Source organism: Amylibacter sp. SFDW26 (assembly GCF_009184395.1).
Taxonomy (GTDB): domain Bacteria; phylum Pseudomonadota; class Alphaproteobacteria; order Rhodobacterales; family Rhodobacteraceae; genus Amylibacter.
In genome coordinates, this window is sequence record NZ_WEIC01000005.1 from 112,962 (window position 1) to 134,903 (window position 21,942).

Consider the following 21,942-nt stretch of genomic DNA (forward strand, 5'->3'; position numbering starts at 1 on the left):
TGCCTTCGACATTAATTACAATCAATGGGTTTAAATCGCAATAAATACAGTTATAAATTGCTTATATTATTACTTTGACATCACTGCGCTATTCAACCTGCGATCTCACTATTCAAATAACTAGGATTATTATTTTGGACATTTACGCAAACCGTCTCTTAAAGCTCGTTATGATGAGCGATATTCACCTTTTACCAAAAGGAGAGGTAAAGCGCGGCCTAGATACAGCACCGCGTTTTCAGGCTGCGATACAAAGCGTTAACAAACTTCATAACGATGCCGATCTATGTGTCTTTGCTGGCGACTTAACTGAAAAATCAGACGTAGCTGCATATGAGTTATTCGACGAGATACGAGCAGGTAATAACCTGCCACAACGTGTTATGTTGGGAAATCATGATGATAGAAACGTTTATTTAAAGCATGCAAAAAACCCTATGGTTGATGAAAATCGATTTGTAGAAGGTTATGACGACATAAAAGGGCATCGCATTCTTATGCTAGACAGCTCAGAACCTGGTGAGTTGCGTGGTGGTTTTTGTGGAAAACGATTATCTTGGATAGCAGAGCGCTTAGCCGAAGCGAAATCGTTAAAACTAAAAGTTATTATTATATTACACCATAATCCTTGCGCATTACAAATGCCCGTAGATACCTACCGCTTAGCAGAACCTGAAAAACTTCTAAAAGTTCTACATGAAAGTGGTGCTGATATAATTCAAATTCTCGCAGGCCATTGTCATATTACAACAGCAGGTAGTTGGGGTGGCTATCCTTGTACAACGATTGCTGGGAACCAACACAGCGTGGAACCCTTTCTGAGAGGTCGGACAGGACAACAAGAATGTTATGAAGCTCCCGCTCAATATGCCGTCATAATGTCGGATGGGATTAATTGTGCCGTTCATTTCCAAAGCTATGTGAATGAAAGCGCTCCGATGGATCCAAATCTTTTCCCATATAAAATGGATCAGAAGTTTGAAGTAATTGACACATAAATATTAAAGAGCTTTAAAATAGCTCTTTCTTGTGCCCCAGATCAACGACGGCACATGGCCATTCATCTGCCAGTTTTTGAAGGGTTCCCACATCCGTTCCATCAAGCGGTGCATTCAGATCTATATGCGAGCGAAACCGCAATCGAAACGCTTCTAACACACACTGCCATCCAAAATCATCTTGCTCTGGCGGACGATACCCAAACACTTGTGCTGCCTCTTTAAACAAAGTCCAATCCGTACTTTGATGTTCATAATTGGCCCAAATCGACAGACCTTTATCGGCTAAGCGTTTCCAATCAAAATAAGGGCCAGGGTCAACCTTACGTCCAGGGGCCATATCAGAATGCCCAATAACACGTTCTGGTGTTATCATCTTCCTACGGCGCAGAATATCACCCAATAAGCGTTCCAGCACCAACATCTGTGCTTCTGGGAATTCAGGGCAAGCACCATCTGGCCCAACATTCGCCAATTCAATACCAATAGAGTGCGAATTCACATCCTTAACGTGCCCCCATTGTCCTGCACCAGCATGCCAAGCGCGCATATCTTCAGAGACTAAGGGAAACACACGCCCATCTTCGGCAATTACATAATGCGCAGAAACCTCTGCGGCAGGATCACACAAACGATCAACCGCAGCTTCGGCAGCCTGCATAGCAGTATAATGGATGACCACCATGTCAGGGGATAGATGATGCCGCCGTTGCCCACAATTCGGTGAACGCTTTTTGGAATAATCGGGAAGATCACCCGTCATTTATTGCAATCCAAGCAGCGCCTTATAGGTCGCAGGTGACCATGAACATGCATAGCCATCACCATCAGGATCCAGACCAATACCATCTTTTTGTGGGCCACCGCGTTGCAAGAAATCTGCCTGAGCATCATCTGCCGTCGTGTAAGCTGCACATTTACGTTCCGCTTTACGTCCACCAGCAATTCCAAAACGGGAATACGCCTTTTGGCCAACAGGGTTTGTTTGAGCCAAAGCAAACTCTGCAAGATTCACATCAGACGAACGTCTTGGCGCAGCACCTGGCTGAACAACCTTATATTGGCTTTTCAGTGCTTCCAGCTTGGCAGCATCTGATTCAATCGTCTCTTTCGATGTTACGACTGTAAAATCTTGTGAATTGGAAATAGATCCGTCACCTTCTGGTAAGATAACGGGTTTTTTTTCCGCAGTTTTTGCAGCACCATCAGTCAAGTCTACTGTGATTGTCTCATTAACGGTTGCTGGTGTGCCTGGCTCAGGTGTTGCCCCAGAAGATGCATCAATATCAACAGGCTTAATCGTTTCTGGTACAGGAGCAGCAGTTCCAGTCGCAGGCCTTACTGCCGTTCCCCCTGCAAATTCAGCATCATCAGGCTGCACGGGTGCGCAAGCACCCAAAAAAGCCACCAAAACAGAAGTCGTCACTAAATACCGCATCGTAAATTCACCTAATTTGTTTAGGCTGTTTTACCACCACTTTTGCGGTTTGGAAGAAAAACCTGCAGATTGCTCCAGCTGATAGGCGATATTCAGCATATCACCCTCTTCCCAAGGACGCCCAATAAGCTGCAAACCAAGTGGTAAATTCTGACTATCCAACCCTGTTGGAACCGCAACACCAGGCAAACCAGCCAAGTTTACCGTCACAGTGAACACGTCATTCAGATACATCTTAATCGGATCAGCATCTGCCATTTCACCTAACCCAAATGCTGCTGACGGCGTTGCTGGTGTCAAAATAGCATCCACACCTGCCGCAAACACATCGTCAAAGTCTTTCTTGATCAATGTGCGTACACGTTGCGCCTTACGGTAATAAGCATCATAGAAGCCAGCTGATAAAACATATGTCCCAATCATCACACGGCGTTGTACTTCAGGACCAAAACCTTCCGCGCGCGTTGCAAGGTACATGCGGTCAATTGCTTGTAATTTAATCTTCTTATCACTTTTATCACCTGCATGCTGATACATTTCATTAATGTATTCATCAGCCGCAACTTCAGCACGGTGGCCAAACCTTACACCATCATAACGGGCAAGGTTTGAAGAGGCTTCCGCTGGAGCCAAAACATAATAAGTAGGCAATGCATATTTCGTGTGTGGCAAAGACACATCCACGATCTCCGCGCCCGCCGCTTTCAGCATTTCAGCGCCTTCAGCCCACAGCTTTTCAATCTCATCTGGCATACCGTCCAATCGATATTCTTTCGGAATACCGATTTTCTTGCCTTTAATGTCACCTGTCAGCATAGCCTCAAAGTTTGGCACAGCCAAATCTGCGCTGGTGCTGTCTTTCGGGTCGTGACCACACATGGCCTCCAACATAATCGCACTGTCGCGCACTGTTTTCGTCATCGGCCCAGCTTGATCCAATGATGATGCAAAGGCCACAACACCCCAGCGCGAACAACGGCCATATGTTGGTTTCACACCAACAATACCCGTAAACGCCGCAGGTTGACGAATAGAGCCACCCGTATCCGTACCAGTCGCAGCCATACATAAATCAGCGGCAACAGCCGCCGCAGACCCACCAGATGATCCACCTGGTGTCAAAGGCGTATTCGATCCTTCGCGTTGCCAAGGGCTTATTACAGGACCATAAGCAGATGTTTCATTGGATGATCCCATCGCGAACTCATCCATGTTGAGTTTACCCAGCATAACAGCACCAGAATTCCACAACTGTGTGGTAATCGTGCTTTCATACTCTGGCTTAAATCCACCAAGGATGTTTGATGCTGCTTGTGACGCCACACCTTTGGTGCAAAACAAATCTTTGATACCCAACGGAATACCGCACATATCTGGCGCATCCCCTGCCGCAATGCGTTTATCCGCAGCGGCCGCTTGCTCCAAAGCAATCTCTGGTGTTTTCGCACAATAGGCATTCAGCGTATCTGCCGCATCAATCGCATCAATAAAATGCTGTGTCAGCTCCGTAGACGTCACATCCCCTGCGCGCATTTTATCGCGGGCATCGGCAATCGTTAGTTTAGAAAAATCACCCATATCGCTTATTCCACCACTTTTGGCACAGCAAAAAACCCTTCACGGGCATCCGGTGCATTCTTCAAAATCTGTTCTTGTTTATTGCCGTCTGTCACAACGTCATCACGACGCTTCAATGCCATCGGTGTGACAGATGTCATAGGCTCTACACCGTCCACATCGACCTCAGCCAATTGCTCCATAAAACCAAGGATGCCTGACAATTCACTTGCGAGATTGTCCAACTGGTCCTCTTCAACCCGAATACGCGCCAAATGCGCCACACGTCTTGCTGTATCTTTATCGATCGACATTGCTTACGCCGCCTTGTTCATTTTGATATATCGCGGCAAGCTTTACCGCTCCAACCCAGCAATCGCAAGCCAGCTTTGCAAGAATATCGCGCCCTTGCCTTCTTTATGGTCAAAATATCCATATCTGACGCAACAGCGTACGCATAGCTAACAATTCCATAACCCTTTTGGGGGTATAACATCCCCGTCGACAAAAAGTGGTTCATGGGTTTTCAAAGGGCGGGTAACAGCGTCAAATGCGAAAACCACCTATAGCGTTTTGATTTATATTTAAATCATTGTGTAACGCTATTCCCGTTCGAGCGAAAGCGAGAGGCAGGGAATGGCGTTTCAACAAACTCGAAACACTATAGGTGGCGCCACCTTTTATAACTTACATATATAAACAGATGATAATCATCACATAGGGTGAGCTTCAGCTCATCATTTGGTGTGGGCAACACGTGGCTAAAGCCCGCCCTACGCTAGCTAACTATTGCCAGGCCAGTACTTATGTAACAAATCACGCTCTTCGATTTCACCATGCCTTACAGCTTCAAACTCTTTCTGAGTTATCCTGTACTTAATAAACTTAGACACAAAGCTCCCTACATCACACTCAAGATAATATTCACCACCATCTAGAATGAGGTTTAAGATTTTCCCATTAAACATTTCTTCATCGTTTCTTTTAGGTGGGGGAGTATGTTTTTCACCTAACCTATAAAGCGGTTTCTTATCCATTCTCTTATTTAACCCCGCAACCCTTCAAAAAACACCGTCAAAACCTCAGCACATTCCGCCTCAGCAATGCCATCATAAACCTCTGGCGCATGATGGCATTGTGCATGGCTAAACACTTTTGCACCCTGCGCCACACCACCTGATTTCGGATCAGATGCCCCGTAGTACAGCCGTGCCAAGCGGGCGTTGGATATGGCGGCAGCGCACATCGGACAGGGCTCTAAGGTCACGTATAAATCACATCCCGTTAAACGTTCCTGTCCCAAAGCCTTACACGCCGATCGGATTGCCAGAATCTCTGCATGAGCTGTTGGATCATTAATCTCGCGCGTTCTGTTTCCAGCGCGTGCAATCACATCACCCGCTTTCGATACTATCACCGCCCCCACAGGCACTTCGCCCCGTGCCGCAGCGCGTTCAGCCTCTTCTATTGCAATGTCCATATAACTAGTGAATTGGGTCATACCTCTATCTGCTTGGAATACACGCCATAATCAACCCCGAAGTCCAATTGAAGCATTGGACAAACCCAACGATCAGGTGTACTGCCCCCACATGTCCAATGAATTACCCAAAGAAGGCGACCGTATCGCCAAATTCCTAGCCCGTGCAGGTGTTGCGTCGCGCCGCGATGTTGAACGTATGATCGCGGCTGGCCGTGTGACCCTGAATGGCAAAAAGCTTGATACGCCAGCGGTGAAAGTATCCGAAGCGGATTTGATTACCGTTGATGGCAAACCAATCGGTGCCCCTGATAAGCTGCGTGTTTGGCGGTATTATAAGCCAAATGGCTTGGTGACATCTGCGCGTGATGAAAAAGGCCGTGAAACGATATTCGATAAACTGCCCGAAGGTATGCCACGTGTGATGACCGTTGGACGTTTGGATTTGAACTCTGAAGGTTTGTTGTTGCTGACAAATGATGGCGAATTGAAACGCAAGCTGGAACTGCCTTCCACGGGTTGGGTACGCAAATACCGTGTGCGTGTTAAGGGCTATCCAACAGATGAACTGCTGGAACCCTTGCGCAAAGGCATCACCGTTGATGGTGAGCGTTTTCAAGGTATGGAAGTGGCACTAGATCGTCAGCAAGGGGCAAATGCTTGGCTGACCGTTGGATTGCGCGAAGGTAAGAACCGCGAAATTCGCCGCGCGATGAACAGTATTGATCTGTCAGTGAACCGTTTGATCCGCACATCATACGGCCCATTTCAATTGAACACATTGGAACCGGGTGATGTTGAAGAGATACGCATGAAAGTTCTGCGCGATCAGTTGGGATTGGATAATGTGCAAGAACCTGAAGGCACAGCAAAACCAGCGGCGTCTAAGTCGCGTACCATTCATAAGGGTGCAAGAAAGAAGCGCCCTGTTAAAAGACGTAATTAATATATTCGGATTTAAGCGCGGATTACCCCACGCTTAAATTGCCCGCCATTTCGCGACCATCTGGACCAGAGATCATTTCGAATGTGATCTCTTGACCATCTTCTAAGCTTTCAAGACCAGCTTCTTTTACAGCTGTGACATGTACAAAGACATCTTTGTCACCCTCACTTGGTTCAATAAACCCAAAGCCTTTTTGTTGGTTGAACCATTTAACTTTACCCTGTGGCACAATCGTAGTCCTTCTTCATTTGGTCATCACAGGTGATCTGTGACGTCGGTACTGCGATGTGAGACAGCCACAAAGCAGCATGCCCCTACGTTACCCCAAAATGCGATTCTTTCAAAATCATAGGCTCGAAACACTTGCGTGAACCCTGTTAACACCGTAATTCTGTTGAAAATTCAGGGACAACCTAGGGGATATAGCATGGCTGACCTACTCACATTCGAAAATCTGGCTAATTTGGCCGTTCTCATCTTCCTTCAGGCCGTTTTGGGCTTTGATAATTTGCTTTACATCTCGATTGAGTCGCAACGCGCGCCTAAAGACAAGCAAAAAGCTGTACGTTTTTGGGGGATCATCATCGCGGTTGCCCTGCGTGTTGTCCTGCTGTTCGTGATGATCAACCTGATCGAAGCGCTTTCTGAACCCTTCTTTAGCTTCAATATGCCAGGCATCTTAGAAGGTGGCGTCAACTTTGCGACAATTGTCTTTGTTTTTGGTGGTATTTTCATCATGTACACAGCTGTGAAAGAGATCAGCCATATGTTGACAATAGATGATATTGGTCATGGCGTTGGGAACGGTTCCAGCCGCACAGCAATGCAGACTATTATGCTGATCGTATTTATGAACCTGATTTTCAGCTTTGACTCTATCTTATCTGCCCTTGCCATTACGGATGTGTTCCCCGTGCTAGCCATTGCTATCATATCATCAGGTATAGCGATGTTGGTCTTGGCTGACGGGGTTACAGAATTTCTGAAACGTAACCGCATGTACGAAGTTTTAGGTCTGTTTATCCTCCTTATCGTAGGGGTTGTTTTGTTGGGCGAAGCAGGCCCAGCAGCAGCGCATGCGATGCATGATGACAGCTTGCAGATCAAGATATTCGGGTATGATTTGATCCCAATGTCTAAGTCTACATTCTACTTCTCAGTGGTCGTATTGGTCTTGGTTGAAGTGGTTCAATCTGGATACCAGCGTAAATTGAACATTGAACGCTCACACGGTCCACAAGATCATTAATTTATCAGAATAAGGCTCTGTTTTATAAAATAGGGCCTTACCTCTAGTAAGACTCACGTCTAACGCCTATGTTACATTGATATTTACAACTTTGGGGGCTTGATGTCTGCAACATCACTTCAGTGGATTTCTTACTTTATACTGGTTGCCATCATTTGGGTGGTTGCAGCCGGCGCTTATACTGGAACATTATAATGGCCCAGCAATACGGCGGAAAATACAGCCCTAAGGGCAGCCCAGATAATGCGCGCGATAATATGGCATTGCCGAATAAGTTTCGCGGACGCAAAGCCTATAAATCCAATATTCGCGCAAAACTTCTGTTCCTCGTTCCTTTACCTTTGCTGTTCTCAGGCATTGGAGAGTTAAGGGCAGGTGATGGCGTTGGCATACTATACGAATGGGGTGCACTTGGCATTTTATTGTTGGCTGCATGGTTGCTGCGCGACGGCTTAATTGCCGAAGACGCGTATAACGAACGCAAGATATCCCGCCCCCCTGCCATTCCACGAAAGATATTCGCATCTGTTTTGACAGGTGTAGGCGTAGCACTTGCAACATTTGGCGGCACCGACGCTGGTATGATCACATCACTGATCTTTGGCGGGGCCGCTACATTGGCACATAGTTTAAGCTTTGGCATTGATCCGCTGCGCCGCAAAGGTATGGAAGGTGTTGATGCGTTTGAGACAGAACGCGTGGCTAAAGCCGTGGAAAAGGCGGAAGAGTTGCTAAACCAAACAGTGGAAGCAGCAAAACGTTTGAATGATCGCGCCCTAGAAGGCCGCGTTGAGAGTTTGGCTGTTGCAGCACGCGATATGTTCCGCACTGTTGAAGAAGACCCACGTGATTTAGCGCGTGCACGAAAGTTCCTTGGGGTATATTTAAAAGGGGCACGTGATGCGACGATCAAATTTGCAGACCTATACAGTCGCAACCGTGATCATGGTGCTCGTGCGGATTACGAAGCATTGTTAACAGATTTAGAAACCAGCTTTGCGGGGCACCGCGAAGTATTATTATTAGACGACCGCTCGGATTTAGATGTCGAAATTGAAGTCCTGCGGGACCGACTAAAACAAGAAGGCCTAACGGCCAGATGATGGGAGAATATTATGTCAGATGATGCACGTAAAAAGGCCGAAGTTGCCTTGAAAGAGGCAGAAGCCGTCACAGCAACCATATTGCCAGAAGTCAAAGGTGAATTGGTTGTCGTGTCAGACATGAAGCCAGATCAAAAGAAGATGGTCAAAGCGCGTATGGCTGAAATCGATATGGGCAACACGCAATCCATCATCGAATTTGGATCAAGTGCCCAATCAGAATTACAAGCGATCAGCCAAGAAATGCTGTCAGGTGTACGCAACAAAGATGTTGGCCCAGCAGGTGACAGCCTGCGCGATATGGTGACATCTATTCGCGGCTTTTCGGTTGATGAGTTAAACCCGAACCGCAGCCTAAGCTGGTGGGAAAAACTACTGGGTCGCGCGGCCCCCGTTGCCAAATTCATGGCGCGTTATGAAACGGTACAAGGCCAGATTGATCGTATTTCCGATGAATTGCTGGATCATGAACATATCCTTCTGAAAGACATTAAATCGCTGGATAAGCTTTATGGTAAGACCTTAGCTTTCTATGACGAGATCGCTTTGTACATTGCCGCGGGTGAAGAGAAGATCAAAGAGCTGGATACAAAGACAATTCCAGCCAAAGAAAAGCAAGTTGAAAACGCCAGCAAAGATAAAGGTGTGATCAAAGCGCAGGAACTACGTGACCTACGTTCTGCCCGTGATGATCTGGAACGTCGTGTGCATGATCTGAAACTGACGCGCCAAGTGACAATGCAATCGCTTCCATCTATCCGTTTGGTGCAAGAGAACGATAAATCACTGGTCACAAAAATCAATTCCACATTGGTCAACACAGTACCACTATGGGAAACACAATTGGCCCAGGCCGTAACAATCCACCGTTCTCGTGAAGCAGCGGAAGTGGTACGCGAAGCGACGGATCTGACGAATGAGTTGTTGGAAAGCAATGCCGAGAACTTGCAACAAGCGAACCGCGAAGTCCGCAAAGAAATGGAGCGCGGTGTGTTTGATATCGAAAGCATCCGCAAAGCCAATGAATATTTGATCGACACGATTGAAGAGAGTTTGGCAATTGCAGATGAAGGCAAAGCCAAACGTGCTGATGCAGAGCAAGAGCTAGAAGTTCTTGAGGGCAAGCTGAAAGAGACTCTGTCTGCTGCAAAATCAAAAGCAACAAACGGCTAAAAGTAGCACAAATGGAACGTAGTACTTGCTGCGTTCCATAAATGGAAGCATAGTCCAAACATGCGTTTTCTGACCCTCATAACTGGTGTTTTTATTGGCCTTTCTGGCTGTACTTTATTTGAAGAGCCAACGAAGCCAAAACCACGCCCAAGTGGTATTAAACCTGCACCTAAACCACCTGTGGCTTCCATTGAAAGCCAGCAGGCTGCAGCCTATTATGCGTCAATTCAAGCAAGGTTGCGTTCACAAGGTTTATTGCGCCAAGAAACAAATCCAAGTGATGCGCGGTTTACCATTTCAAATTTAGTAGAAAATTTTGAACGCGTAGCTTTATTTGATGAATATTCCATCCGAAATAACACATTTGTAGAAGGCCAAACAGCAAGCACATTACGCCGTTGGGAACGCCCAATCACAATCGGTGTAAGCTTCGGCCCTTCTGTCACAGAAAAACAACGCGCAATGGACACAGCTTCAGTTCGTCAATTCGCAAAACGCCTTGCAAGTTTGACAGGGTTGAATATCTCATTGGCCGATGCACGCAGAGCTAATTTTTCAATCTTATTCTTGAACAAAGATGAACAACGCGACCTTACCCCAAAACTTGCAAATCGTATAAAATATCTGACACCGCAAATTGTGGATGAAATCCAAAACAGCCCACGTTCTATTTTTTGTGTGGCTTACGCTGTGTCCGAAGCGGGTTCGAACGAAGGGTACAAAGGTGCTGTAATCCTGATCAAAGCAGAACATACAGACCTGATGCGTAAATCCTGTATCCAAGAAGAAATGGCACAAGCTTTAGGATTGGCAAATGACAGTCCAAAGGCACGTCCATCCATCTTTAACGATGACGAAGAATTCGCATTAATGACACAGCATGATGAGTTGCTGCTTGAAATGCTATATGACCCACGTCTTAGCATCGGCATGACGGTGCAAGACGCACATCCAATTGTCCAACAAATCGCCCAAGAGTTACTGGCAACAGGGCGCAGTTAAAAGGAGCTATGTATATTATGGGTATTCTAGATTTTCTAACCGGCGAATTTATCGACGTCATCCATTGGACGGATGATACATCCGATACGCTTGTTTGGCGTTTTGAACGTGAAGATCACGAAATCAAATATGGTGCCAAACTGACAGTCCGCGAAGGCCAAGCCGCCGTTTTGGTTCATGAAGGCCAATTGGCAGATGTCTTTAGCCCAGGATTATACATGTTGGAAACAAACAACATGCCGATCCTAACCACGTTGAACCATTGGGATCACGGCTTTGAAAGCCCGTTTAAATCCGAGATTTACTTTATCAACACCACACGTTTCCAAAATTTGAAATGGGGGACTAAAAACCCAATCATTTGCCGCGATCCAGAGTTTGGCCCAATTCGTTTACGTGCTTACGGTACCTATGAAGTAAAGGTTTCGAACCCAGCGCTGTTCTTGACCGAGATTGTTGGCACTGACGGTGAATTCACGATGGATGAAATCAGTTACGCCATTCGTAACATCATCGTATCGCGGTTTTCCGCAGCGATCAGTGCCAGTGGTATCCCTGTGTTGGATATGGCTGCAAACACGCCTGATTTGGGTAAACTATTGGCCGCACGTATTGCGCCAGAAATTGCTGAATTCGGGATTGAATTGCCCAATCTATACATCGAAAATATATCTTTGCCAGAAGCCGTAGAAGCTGCGCTAGACAAGCGCACGTCTATGGGCATGGCGGGCGACTTGGGCCGTTTCACACAGTATTCAGCCGCAGAAGCGATGACGCAAGCAGCCTCTAACCCAAATGGCGGGGGCGGCATGGGCGCTGGCCTTGGCATGGGCATGGGTATGATGGTTGCGCAAAACATGGGGCCATGGGGTGCACGCCCAGAGGCCACACATGTGCCACCACCGCCACCTGCCCCACCCGCAGTTGAGCATGTTTGGCATATTGCTGAAGGCGGCAAAACATCTGGGCCGTTTTCCAAAGCTGATTTGGGCCGTATGGTAACCGAGGGCACGTTAAAGCGGGACACATATGTTTGGACACCGGGCCAAGATGGTTGGAAGAAAGCAAATGATGTTGTGGAGCTGGCACAGCTGTTTACAATCGCTCCACCTCCACCGCCAAAGGGTTAACATCCCATGACCACAGAGGTCGAAGAACATCGTTTTCCATGTGACACATGCGGTTCGGACTTGCGATACAGTCCGGGCACATCGCTGTTGCATTGCGATCATTGTGGGTCCGAAGAAAAAATAACCAATCGCGGAGTTTGGAAAAAGCTATCCATACGCGAATTGGATTTCCGTAAAGCGGTCAAAGATCAGCTTCCAGAACAAGATATGGAAGAACTGCGTACAGTTTCATGTGTAAACTGTGGTGCGCATGTAGAGTTTGAACCGAATATACATTCCACAGAATGCCCATTTTGCGCGACCCCTTTGGTCACGGATACGGGCACAGATCGCCAGATTAAGCCCAAAGGGTTACTGCCATTTGAATTGGCTGAAAAAGACGCGCGCAAGCGTATGACAGATTGGTTAGGGCGTTTGTGGTTTGCCCCAAATGGTTTGCAAGATTACGCACGTAAAGGGCGTAAGATGCAGGGGATATATGTGCCCTATTGGACGTATGATGCAGACACAAAATCCAGCTATACAGGCCAACGCGGTACTATTTATTACGAAACACGCCGTGTTGCCGTGAATGTTAATGGCAGACGGCAAATGCAAAACCGCCAAGTACAGCGCATTCGCTGGACCCATACATCAGGGCGCGTTGCGCGGTTTTTCGATGATGTTTTGGTGTTGGGCTCCAAAAGCCTACCCAAGAAATATACCGATGCTTTGGCACCTTGGGATTTATCCGCATTAGAACCTTATCGCCCAGAATATTTAGCTGGCTTTCGCGCGGAGAGTTATACGGTGCAATTGGACGAAGGGTATAAAGAAGCCCGCGATTATATGAACCGTATGATTGTGCGTGATGTAAAGTTTGACATTGGCGGGGATCGCCAAAAGATCGGGTCGTTGGACACCGAAATCGGTACCTTGACCTTTAAACATGTGCTGCTCCCCGTTTGGTTAGCAGCTTATAAGTATCGCGGAAAAACTTACCGCTTTGTGGTGAACGGACGCACTGGAACCGTCCAAGGCGAACGCCCCTATTCAGCATGGAAAATCGCGTTTACAGTTGGTTTAGGTTTATTGGCCGCTGCCGCGATTGGTTTCTTGATAGCGCAAGGCAATGCTGGCAACGTGAGCTTCACAAATTATTAAGGATACTCGATGTTTCCCATTCGCGATCATAACCCTTCTGGCAACCGTCCCTATGTGACATGGGCGTTGATTGCGATAAATGTCATTGTGTTTGCGCTTTATGTGCCGATTTTAAATAATGATGCTGCATTAAGTACGCTATGGAACAATTGGGCGATGATCCCTGCCGAAGTCACCGCTGGTATGGATTATCATACGGCTGTGACATCAATGTTTCTACATGGTGGGTTCATGCATATTGCGGGTAACATGCTGTTTTTATACATCTTTGGCGATAATGTGGAAGATGCTATGGGACACATGCCATTTTTGGGGTTTTACCTGCTCAGTGGATTAGGTGCGGATGTATTCCATATCATGTCTAACCCAAATTCGCCCATTCCTACAGTCGGGGCATCGGGTGCGATTGCGGGCGTTATGGGGGCTTATTTGCTATTGTATCCAAAAGCCAAAGTGGATGTTTTGTTTATCTTCATCATTTTCTTCAAAATCTTCAAATGGCCTGCTTGGGTTGTTTTGGCAGGCTGGATGGCTATGCAGATGTTTGGCGGGCTATCCACATCAGCCACAGGTGGCGGTGTGGCTTATTGGGCCCATATTGGCGGGTTTATCGTTGGCGCGGCTTTAGCTGTTCCATTGTGGTTACGCCTTGGCGGACAAGCATTTTGGAGTAAAAGTCATTATCACCCACCGCATCCAGAAACATTTGTAGAGCGTTCAACAACGATTCCGATTGTGCGGCGACGTAAAAGATAAAGCCTATTCATCTGCGACACTTACAGGCGCTCTTGCTCTTGCCCATCCCTATGATCCCGCGTAATACATCCGCTGAATGACTAACAGCGATTGAAAGAAGACAATGTCCCGTATCGTGATGAAATTTGGCGGCACCTCTGTGGCTGATCTGGATAAGATCGCCAATGCAGCTAATAAAGTGAAACAAGAGGTTGATAACGGCCACGAAGTGATCGTGATCGTGTCAGCCATGTCAGGCAAAACCAACGAACTTGTTGGCTGGGTCAAAGACAGCGCACCAGCGGACGGCTTGTATGATAAGGCTGAATACGACGCGGTTGTGTCTTCTGGCGAAAACGTGACCTCTGGTTTGATGGCAATGCGTTTGCAAGAAATGGGCGTGGCTGCACGGAGTTGGCAAGGTTGGCAAGTGCCATTACAGTGTACAGGTAATCACGAAGCAGCGCGTATTGATGCGATCCCATCCGAAAACATGGATGCGTCTTTTGCATCTGGCGTAAAAGTGGCTGTCGTTGCGGGTTTCCAAGGTGTTATGGCAGACGGTCGTATCGCAACATTGGGCCGTGGCGGGTCGGATACAACAGCCGTGGCGTTCGCTGCTGCATTTGAAGCAGAGCGTTGTGACATCTATACTGACGTTGATGGAATTTACACAACGGACCCACGTATCGTTTCGGATGCACGTAAACTGCATAAAATCTCATACGAAGAGATGTTGGAATTGGCGTCACTAGGCGCAAAAGTGCTGCAAACAAGATCAGTAGAGCTTGCCCGCAGCTACCGCGTGAAATTGCGCGTATTATCAAGTTTTGAAGAAGACATATCAGAAGAAGTTGGCACATTGGTTTGCCAAGAAGAGGATATAATGGAAAATATTCGCGTTGTTAAAGGCGTTGCATACTCTCGCGACGAAGCAAAAATGACATTGCTCTCAGTGGCTGACCGCCCTGGTGTGGCTGCTGCAATCTTTGGCCCATTGGCAGAGGCTGGTGTGAATGTTGACATGATCGTGCAAAACATATCCGAAGATGGCCGCACAGACATGACATTCTCTTGCCCAACAGATCACGTTGCTTTGGCAGAGAAAGCAATGACAGATGCGCAAACATCTGGCGAATTAAACTACAAAGAATTGGTGACTGATTCTGACGTAGCCAAGATATCTATCGTAGGTAACGGCATGCGTTCGCAAGCAGGTGTTGCAACGAAAATGTTCCAAGTTTTGGCTGATGAAGGTGTAAACATTAAGGTTATTACGACTTCTGAGATTAAAGTCTCTGTTTTGGTAGATCGCAAATATATGGAATTGGCGGTCCGTGCTTTGCATGATACGTTCGAGCTCGGAATAGAGTAGTAGCAAAGCAATTTCATGGCCCAAAAAAGCGGCGTTAATTCAAGAACACTTCTGCAAAACTTGCGTGATACGCTTGCAGAAGATGGGGACGGTCAAGAACGGCTGGATCACATCACACAATTGGTTTCCGAAAGCATGGAAACCGAAGTGTGTTCTATTTACCTGCGCCGTGATCCCCAAACATTGGAACTTTGCGCCACCGAAGGCTTGAACAAAGAGGCCGTTCACCAAACGCGGATGCGTGTGGGCGAAGGCCTGGTTGGTCGTATTGCCAAACGCGCAGCCCCTATCAACACCAAAAACGCCCCTCAGGAAAAAGGCTTTCGCTACATGGCCGAAACAGGCGAGGAATTGTTTTCTTCGCTATTAGGTGTGCCAATTCAACGTTTGGGCGAAGTTTTGGGCGTTTTGGTTGTGCAAAGCAAAGATGCACGCAAATACACTGATGATGAAGTCTATGCATTAGAAGTCGTCGCGATGGTCATTGCTGAGATGAAAGAACTGGGTGCTTTCACAGGTGAAGGCGAAGCCATGACGGCGCCGCACCAACGCGCGCACCTGTTCCGTGGCGGCTCTGCCCAAGAAGGTGCCGCACGTGGCGTGGTGTTGTTGCATGATCCAAAAATCGTCATTGCCAACCCCGTTGCCGATGACCCCGAAATCGAAAAAGGACGTTTAAACGATGCCATTCAGCAATTACGTTTGAACGTTGATGTTCTGCTGTCTGCCAATCAGAACGAAGACAAAGAACAGATCGAGGTCATGGAATCCTACCGCATGTTCGCCAACTCACGCGGATGGGTGGCACGGTTGGAAGCCAGTATTGATAGTGGTCTTGCGGCAGAAGTTGCGGTTGAAAAAGAGCAATCCGCAACACGCGCCCGTATGTCCCGCGTCCCAGACCCATATCTGCGCGAACGTTTGCACGATTTGGATGATTTATCGAACCGTTTGTTACGCCTGTTAACGGGCCAAGGTCGCGCTGCTGGCGACAGTGTTCCAGACAATGCCGTTCTAGTCGCCAGCAATATTGGCCCTGCCGAATTGCTGGAATATGGAAAAAAAATCAAAGGTTTAGTTCTAGAACACGGTTCTGTCGGTTCACATGCTGCCATTATCGCACGCGCATGGGCCATCCCAATGGTCATTCATGCGGATAACATAACACGCGAAGCGTTGAACGGCGATGAAGTCTTGGTGGATGGCGATCAAGGCATCGTACATTTGCGCCCTGATGAAAGCATAACAGCCGCATTCAAAGATAAGATCGCGATGCTTACGGAAGCACAGCAGAAATATGTCGCGATCCGTGATGAACCTGCTGCAACGCTGGACGGCGTTAAAATTGGCATGCAAATGAATGCGGGCCTGATGGCAGATTTGCCAAGCTTGCCCACATCAGGCGCAGAAGGTGTCGGCTTGTTCCGGACTGAGTTACAATTCCTGTTACGGAATTCCATGCCTAAACGGAGTGATTTGGCCAATCTATATGGACGTGTTTTTGACGCTGCTGGTGATTTGCCGATTAATTTCCGCACATTGGATATTGGTTCTGACAAAGTACTACCTTACCTCCAACCAGAGGACGAACCAAACCCTGCGATGGGTTGGCGTGCGATCCGTGTGGGTTTGGATAAAAAAGGCGTCATGCAGATGCAGTTGCAAGCCTTTATTCGTGCTGCAAACGGTCGGCCTTTACGGGTGATGTTTCCCTTCGTTGCACAATATGGCGAGTTTAAAGACGCCAAAGCAATGCTGGGTGCAGTTTTACGTAACGAAGAACGTTTGGGGCATGTGATGCCAGCCGATGTAAAAGTGGGCGCAATGCTGGAAACTCCCAGTCTTGCCTTTGCCCCTGATCAGTTTTTTGAAGAATGCGATTTCATTTCCATTGGTGGCAATGACCTGAAACAATTCTTCTATGCTGCGGACCGCGAAAACGAACGCGTCCGTCGCCGCTATGACACATTAAACGTAAGCTTCATGCGCTTCATCGGACAGATTGCCGATCGCTGCGATAGTTTTGGCACGCCTGTTAGTTTCTGTGGTGAAGATGCGGGGCGTCCGATTGAAGCGATGTGTTTTGCAGCCATGGGGTTGCGCAACCTATCCATGCGCCCTGCTTCTATTGGGCCTGTGAAGCATATGCTGCGCAAAACGGACTTGGGCGAAGCGCGTGCAATGATTGACGAAGCTATGGCTTCTGGTGAACAATCCATTCGTGGTCATGTTATGGAATGGCTGAAATCGCGGGGATAAATCCCCAAGTTTCTTTATTGCTTAAGTATCCAAAAATGGTGGGCTAAAGCCCACCTACGATGCTTTTGCAACAACACCTGACACGCCATCAAACGCACCATCAGACAATTCTAATGTCAGCACCCGTTCTGGGTTCACAGGTTGTGGGTAATCTAGGTTAGTATTCTTCTGAAACCCGAACCGACCATAATATGGTGCATCGCCCACCAATAACACACGCTTCCAGCCCAATGCACGGGCTGCACCCAAGCTTTGGTGCATTAACAGGTTACCAAGCCCCTCACCCTGACAGGTTGGGTGTACGGCAATCGGGCCGAGCAGTAATGTTTCAGCTTTGTCTTCACCAATAACTATAGGCCAATATCGGATTACACCTGATAAAACGCCCAGATCATCCCGAGCGACCAAACAAAGTGCTGAAATAGGGTCGACACCTTCACGCAAACGGTAAGACGAAAGTGCCTCGCGACCAGGCGCAAAAGATAGATCGTAAAGGTTTTCAACCTCCCACCAATCGTCTTTTGTTTCTGGCGCCAAACGGAACATGCGTTTTACTCATTTTATCGTGACGCGCCTATTCGCGAAACCTCTAGCATTGCCGATAACATGGGGTTACCAATTGGGCAATTCTTGATGAGAGACCAAAATATGTTTTACAGACCAATCGTAGATCCAAAACCCCTGCCGCATGACCCATTCAAAGCCATCATCGCGCCGCGCCCAATTGGATGGATTTCAACGCTGAATAAAGATGGCACAGCAAACCTTGCGCCTTATTCCTTTTTCAACGGTGTTCAGGATGAACCACCAATGATTATGTTTGCCGAAGGTGGCCCAAAGATGGGGATTGATGAACCAAAGGATAGTGTTCGGAATATCCAAGAAACAGGTGAGTTTTGTGTGAACATCGTTTCAGATGCTTTGAAAGATGCAATGAATGTGACCAGTGCGCATCTGCCCTATGGCACAGATGAATTCGTGGAAGCGGGTTTAGACAAAGGGATAGCGAAAGTGATCAAGACGCCCTATGTGGCGGCAAGTCCTGTTGTGATGGAATGCAAGTTGCACCAAATCGTACCGTTGCTGGGCAACGGTCAAATGGTGATTGGCGAAGTCGTTGGTATTCACATCCAAGACGCACATATCAAAGACGGTATATTAGACGTCACCAGCTATGCCCCATTGGCGCGTTTAGGGTACCGCGATTATACATCTGTCATGGATGTCTTTTCATTGAACCGCCCTGGTCAATCTTAGTGGAGCCTTTTGCGATATACGAATTGAATGGTTTTGGGACTGGTACACTGGCCTTGTGCCGCCAACCCAATGGGCCAGAAGACTTTGATCAGATCGCAGATTGGCAACCATCGGTGGTTGTGACCCATACGCAAGAACTGGAGTTCCCTGAAATAGAGCCCAGCTTGCCCATGCATTTTTTAAAAGCAGAATACGATTGGTTGCATTTACCGATTGTCGATTTTGGCGCCCCCGATATCAGTGATTGGGGCGATAATCTTAATAATTTGAAAGCAACTTTAAATGCGGGCGGACGTATCTTGGCGCATTGCAAAGGCGGTCAGGGTCGCTCTGGTATGTTGCTGTTGAAACTATTGGTGTCACAGGGTGAAGCTCCTGAAACAGCCCTCGCCCGTATTCGTGCGGTGAGGCCACATGCCGTTGAAACAAAAGAACAGTATAATTGGGCGATAAAGCCTCTTTAAAAGAAGCCATTTGCGGCCTAATGTCAGGCCAAATTGAATTGAAGGATAAGCATTATGGAAACAGTCATTGGGGTAATGGGCGGCAGCGGCATTTATGAGATTGATGGCCTAGAAAACGCTGAATGGCGTACAATCGACAGCCCTTTTGGTGCCCCTTCTGATGATCTGTTATTTGGCACGCTGAACGGTGTGAAAATGGTATTTTTACCGCGTCATGGACGTGGCCATAAGCAATCCCCAAGCACTGTGAATTACCGCGCAAATATTGATGCCATGAAACGTGCTGGTGTGACAGATGTGATTTCCGTCTCTGCCTGTGGATCCTTTCGCGAAGAAATGGCACCAGGTGATTTTGTGATAGTCGACCAATTCATTGACCGCACATTTGCCCGTGAAAAATCGTTCTTTGGATCAGGTTGCGTGGCACATGTTTCTGTTGCCCACCCAACTTGCCCACGTCTGTCAGCAGCTTGTCTTGAAGCAGCAACCGCAGAAGGTATTACTGTGCACAATGGCGGCACCTATCTGGCGATGGAAGGCCCACAATTTTCGACATTGGCAGAAAGTAAGATGTACCGCGAAAGTTGGGGCTGTGATGTGATCGGCATGACCAATATGCCAGAGGCAAAATTGGCACGCGAAGCCGAGCTTTGTTATGCCTCTGTCGCGATGATCACGGATTATGACAGCTGGCATCCAGATCATGGCGAAGTCGATGTGACAAAAATCATTGAAACGCTTATGGGTAACTCTGGTAAAGCCAAAGGTATGGTGGCACGGCTGCCAGCCCTATTAGGAACTGAACGCGAGCTTTGCCCACATGGGTGTGATCGCGCGTTGGAATATGCCATTATGACCCAAGACCCACACCGTGACCCAGAATTGGTGGCAAAATTAGATGCCGTTGCTGGGCGCGTTTTATAGGTTATTTTATGTTGAAACGTTTTTTGATCCTAAGCCTTTGTATTGTCACCTTGGTGGCCTGTGCAAAACGTGGTGCAATTGGTGTTGCAAAACTGGATGTTCTGAATACTCAAATCGAGCGTATTTTTGTCGCAACAACGCGGCAAAAATCTGAAAATCTCTATGATTTCAACGGATTGCGCACATCTGAAATTACCTATGGCCGATATGATATTTCCATCCCGCCAACCCATGAGGTTGGTCAGATTGAATGGCCACGTAACGCCCCAAATCCTGCCACTGATTTCGTGATTAAAGATGCAGAATTATTCAGCTCGGTAAGCCCTTTTAAGTCTGCAGTCAGGAAATCAAATCGCAGCAAACCAAACGGCGAAGAGGTGGTTGTGTTTATTCACGGTTACAACAATAATTTCGCCGAAAGCCTGTACCGTATGGCGCAAATTTCCGCAGATATGGAATTGAAAAGTACACCGATCCTGTATGCATGGCCAACAACTGAAAGCACCGTGGAATATTTGCATGATCGTGACAGTGTTTTATTTGCCCGTGATGGATTGCAAACCCTGCTACAACAAATCGCGAACACAGGTGCCAAACGCATTCTTCTTGTTGCACATTCGATCGGATCAAGCTTGCTGTTGGAAACTCTACGTCAGGTCAGCATTAGTAAAGATCAGACTGTCTTGAATACCGAAATTGGTGTTGTGATGATTTCACCTGATGTGGATGGCACTGTGTTCGAAATGCAGTTAAGCCGCATAAAACACGTCCCAGAACCTTTTGTCATTTTCAGTGACGATGGCGATGTCGCTTTAAAGGTAACTTCATTCCTGACTGGGCGTCGCGAGCGATTAGGGCTGGTTACGAATGATGCGTTTTTGAAAAAGCATGGCGTAACCGTAATTGACCTGTCTGATTTCGAAGATGGCGATCTGTTAAATCATTCTGTTGCCATCACATCACCAAGTGTGATCGCTATTCTAAAAGAACTTCCTGCAGCGGCAGAATTTACGCAGCGCAGTGGTGGCAATCCTGATGATCTTCTCAAACGTGTATTCAAACAAAACTAAGGCAGACCAATGACAAAAGACCTGCGTGATTATATTCGCACCATCCCAGACTTTCCACACGAAGGTGTCTTGTTTCGCGATGTAACAACCCTGTTTGGCAGTGCCGAAGGGTTGCACGAAGCGATTGAACAAACTGTAGCAGCGCTGATTGGTATAAAAGTGGACAAGGTTGCTGGCCTAGAGGCACGTGGTTTTATCATGGGCGGTGCTGTGGCACAGCGTTTGGGCGTTGGCTTTGTACCCCTACGCAAGAAAGGCAAACTACCAGGGAAAACGATCACTCAGGATTATGAGTTGGAATATGGCACGGCCACATTAGAAGTTCATGATGATGCGATTGAAGCTGGCGAAAATGTACTGTTGCTGGACGACCTGATCGCCACAGGTGGTACGGCAGAAGCAGGTATTAAACTGATCGAGGCATTGGGTGGTAAGGTCGTACAATCGACATTCATCATCGACCTACCCGATTTAGGCGGGCAGATAAGATAAAATCTATGGGCGTGCCTGTGCATGTGCTGTGCGCTTTTGAAGGGCTATAGATTTCTTTTCACTAGAACATCTACATTAACCAATTCGTAAGACCCTACGGTTTATGTTGGCCTTGTTCATAGAACACACTTACACGCGGCGCCCTGT

General features: G+C 47.4%; 23 protein-coding genes and 1 pseudogene. 16 read left to right on the top strand and 8 right to left on the bottom strand.

From position 1 onward, the window contains the following. Positions 1 to 134: 134 nt before the first annotated feature. Positions 135 to 998: a metallophosphoesterase gene (locus tag F9L33_RS13675; protein ID WP_152143360.1), complete on the top strand. Its 864-nt coding sequence runs from the start codon at positions 135 to 137 to the stop codon at positions 996 to 998. A gap of 13 nt (positions 999 to 1,011) precedes the next feature. Here F9L33_RS13675 and F9L33_RS13680 read toward each other — a convergent pair whose 3' ends face one another. From F9L33_RS13680 to F9L33_RS13705, 6 genes are all read right to left on the bottom strand, one after another. Continuing rightward, on the bottom strand, positions 1,012 to 1,761 hold the full coding sequence (locus F9L33_RS13680) for an N-acetylmuramoyl-L-alanine amidase (protein WP_370452131.1): 750 nt from the start codon (positions 1,759 to 1,761) through the stop codon (positions 1,012 to 1,014). Continuing rightward, positions 1,762 to 2,436: a hypothetical protein gene (locus F9L33_RS13685; RefSeq protein ID WP_152143361.1), complete on the bottom strand. Its 675-nt coding sequence runs from the start codon at positions 2,434 to 2,436 to the stop codon at positions 1,762 to 1,764. 30 nt (positions 2,437 to 2,466) lie between these two features. After that, positions 2,467 to 4,014, bottom strand: coding sequence for an Asp-tRNA(Asn)/Glu-tRNA(Gln) amidotransferase subunit GatA (gatA, locus tag F9L33_RS13690; RefSeq protein ID WP_152143362.1), 1,548 nt, complete (start codon positions 4,012 to 4,014; stop codon positions 2,467 to 2,469). A 5-nt stretch (positions 4,015 to 4,019) separates the two neighbouring features. Next, a complete protein-coding gene (gene gatC, locus F9L33_RS13695; RefSeq protein WP_152143363.1) occupies positions 4,020 to 4,307 on the bottom strand; it encodes an Asp-tRNA(Asn)/Glu-tRNA(Gln) amidotransferase subunit GatC in 288 nt (95 codons plus the stop codon). 468 nt (positions 4,308 to 4,775) lie between these two features. Continuing rightward, on the bottom strand, positions 4,776 to 5,030 hold the full coding sequence (locus tag F9L33_RS13700) for a hypothetical protein (RefSeq protein ID WP_152143364.1): 255 nt from the start codon (positions 5,028 to 5,030) through the stop codon (positions 4,776 to 4,778). Positions 5,031 to 5,038: 8 nt separating this feature from the next. Then, positions 5,039 to 5,494 carry a nucleoside deaminase gene (locus F9L33_RS13705; RefSeq protein WP_152143365.1) on the bottom strand — a complete coding sequence of 152 codons (456 nt, stop codon included), beginning with the start codon at positions 5,492 to 5,494 and terminating at the stop codon, positions 5,039 to 5,041. A 91-nt stretch (positions 5,495 to 5,585) separates the two neighbouring features. On the opposite strand from F9L33_RS13705, the gene F9L33_RS13710 reads away from it, so the two are divergent. Next, the gene (locus F9L33_RS13710; RefSeq protein WP_152143366.1) at positions 5,586 to 6,419 is read left to right on the top strand and encodes a pseudouridine synthase; all 834 of its coding nucleotides are present in this window, start codon (positions 5,586 to 5,588) and stop codon (positions 6,417 to 6,419) included. Positions 6,420 to 6,441: 22 nt separating this feature from the next. Here the strand turns inward: F9L33_RS13710 and F9L33_RS13715 are convergent, their stop codons facing one another. Beyond that, positions 6,442 to 6,648, bottom strand: coding sequence for a cold-shock protein (locus F9L33_RS13715; RefSeq protein WP_152143367.1), 207 nt, complete (start codon positions 6,646 to 6,648; stop codon positions 6,442 to 6,444). Between the two features lie 198 nt (positions 6,649 to 6,846). Here F9L33_RS13715 and F9L33_RS13720 point away from each other — a divergent pair, with 198 nt between their 5' ends. The 9 genes from F9L33_RS13720 to ptsP all read left to right on the top strand — a co-directional run bounded on the left by F9L33_RS13720 (position 6,847) and on the right by ptsP (position 17,588). Beyond that, a complete protein-coding gene (locus F9L33_RS13720) occupies positions 6,847 to 7,668 on the top strand; it encodes a TerC family protein (RefSeq protein ID WP_152143368.1) in 822 nt (273 codons plus the stop codon). Between the two features lie 194 nt (positions 7,669 to 7,862). Continuing rightward, on the top strand, positions 7,863 to 8,771 hold the full coding sequence (locus F9L33_RS13725; protein ID WP_152143369.1) for a 5-bromo-4-chloroindolyl phosphate hydrolysis family protein: 909 nt from the start codon (positions 7,863 to 7,865) through the stop codon (positions 8,769 to 8,771). 12 nt (positions 8,772 to 8,783) lie between these two features. Continuing rightward, positions 8,784 to 9,944: a toxic anion resistance protein gene (locus F9L33_RS13730; RefSeq protein WP_152143370.1), complete on the top strand. Its 1,161-nt coding sequence runs from the start codon at positions 8,784 to 8,786 to the stop codon at positions 9,942 to 9,944. Positions 9,945 to 10,004: 60 nt separating this feature from the next. Further along, complete coding sequence (locus F9L33_RS13735; protein ID WP_152143371.1) at positions 10,005 to 10,946, top strand: DUF2927 domain-containing protein; 942 nt, start codon at positions 10,005 to 10,007, stop codon at positions 10,944 to 10,946. 17 nt (positions 10,947 to 10,963) lie between these two features. Next, positions 10,964 to 12,076, top strand: a complete 1,113-nt coding sequence (locus F9L33_RS13740) for an SPFH domain-containing protein (RefSeq protein ID WP_152143372.1) — start codon at positions 10,964 to 10,966, stop codon at positions 12,074 to 12,076. A gap of 6 nt (positions 12,077 to 12,082) precedes the next feature. Next, positions 12,083 to 13,219 (top strand): primosomal protein N' (replication factor Y) - superfamily II helicase, encoded by a 1,137-nt coding sequence (locus tag F9L33_RS13745; protein ID WP_152143373.1) that lies wholly within the window; start codon positions 12,083 to 12,085, stop codon positions 13,217 to 13,219. 9 nt (positions 13,220 to 13,228) lie between these two features. Then, positions 13,229 to 13,975 (top strand): rhomboid family intramembrane serine protease, encoded by a 747-nt coding sequence (locus tag F9L33_RS13750; protein WP_152143374.1) that lies wholly within the window; start codon positions 13,229 to 13,231, stop codon positions 13,973 to 13,975. Positions 13,976 to 14,078: 103 nt separating this feature from the next. Next, on the top strand, positions 14,079 to 15,329 hold the full coding sequence (locus F9L33_RS13755) for an aspartate kinase (RefSeq protein WP_152143375.1): 1,251 nt from the start codon (positions 14,079 to 14,081) through the stop codon (positions 15,327 to 15,329). A gap of 15 nt (positions 15,330 to 15,344) precedes the next feature. Further along, the gene (ptsP, locus tag F9L33_RS13760; protein WP_152143376.1) at positions 15,345 to 17,588 is read left to right on the top strand and encodes a phosphoenolpyruvate--protein phosphotransferase; all 2,244 of its coding nucleotides are present in this window, start codon (positions 15,345 to 15,347) and stop codon (positions 17,586 to 17,588) included. 54 nt (positions 17,589 to 17,642) lie between these two features. Here the strand turns inward: ptsP and F9L33_RS13765 are convergent, their stop codons facing one another. After that, on the bottom strand, positions 17,643 to 18,134 hold the full coding sequence (locus F9L33_RS13765) for a GNAT family N-acetyltransferase (protein WP_152143377.1): 492 nt from the start codon (positions 18,132 to 18,134) through the stop codon (positions 17,643 to 17,645). 102 nt (positions 18,135 to 18,236) lie between these two features. On the opposite strand from F9L33_RS13765, the gene F9L33_RS13770 reads away from it, so the two are divergent. The 5 genes and pseudogenes from F9L33_RS13770 (at position 18,237) to F9L33_RS13790 (ending at position 21,845) form a co-directional block, all read left to right on the top strand. Next, positions 18,237 to 18,845: a flavin reductase family protein gene (locus F9L33_RS13770; RefSeq protein ID WP_152143540.1), complete on the top strand. Its 609-nt coding sequence runs from the start codon at positions 18,237 to 18,239 to the stop codon at positions 18,843 to 18,845. Further along, on the top strand, positions 18,845 to 19,309 hold the full coding sequence (locus F9L33_RS13775) for a protein-tyrosine phosphatase family protein (protein ID WP_152143378.1): 465 nt from the start codon (positions 18,845 to 18,847) through the stop codon (positions 19,307 to 19,309). The genes F9L33_RS13770 and F9L33_RS13775 overlap by 1 nt, the downstream gene beginning before the upstream one ends. A 54-nt stretch (positions 19,310 to 19,363) precedes the next feature. Further along, the gene (locus tag F9L33_RS13780; RefSeq protein WP_370452133.1) at positions 19,364 to 20,233 is read left to right on the top strand and encodes an S-methyl-5'-thioadenosine phosphorylase; all 870 of its coding nucleotides are present in this window, start codon (positions 19,364 to 19,366) and stop codon (positions 20,231 to 20,233) included. Between the two features lie 8 nt (positions 20,234 to 20,241). After that, a complete protein-coding gene (locus tag F9L33_RS13785) occupies positions 20,242 to 21,303 on the top strand; it encodes an alpha/beta hydrolase (protein ID WP_152143380.1) in 1,062 nt (353 codons plus the stop codon). Positions 21,304 to 21,312: 9 nt separating this feature from the next. Then, positions 21,313 to 21,845 (top strand): annotated as a pseudogene (locus F9L33_RS13790) (adenine phosphoribosyltransferase). Positions 21,846 to 21,942: the final 97 nt, after the last annotated feature.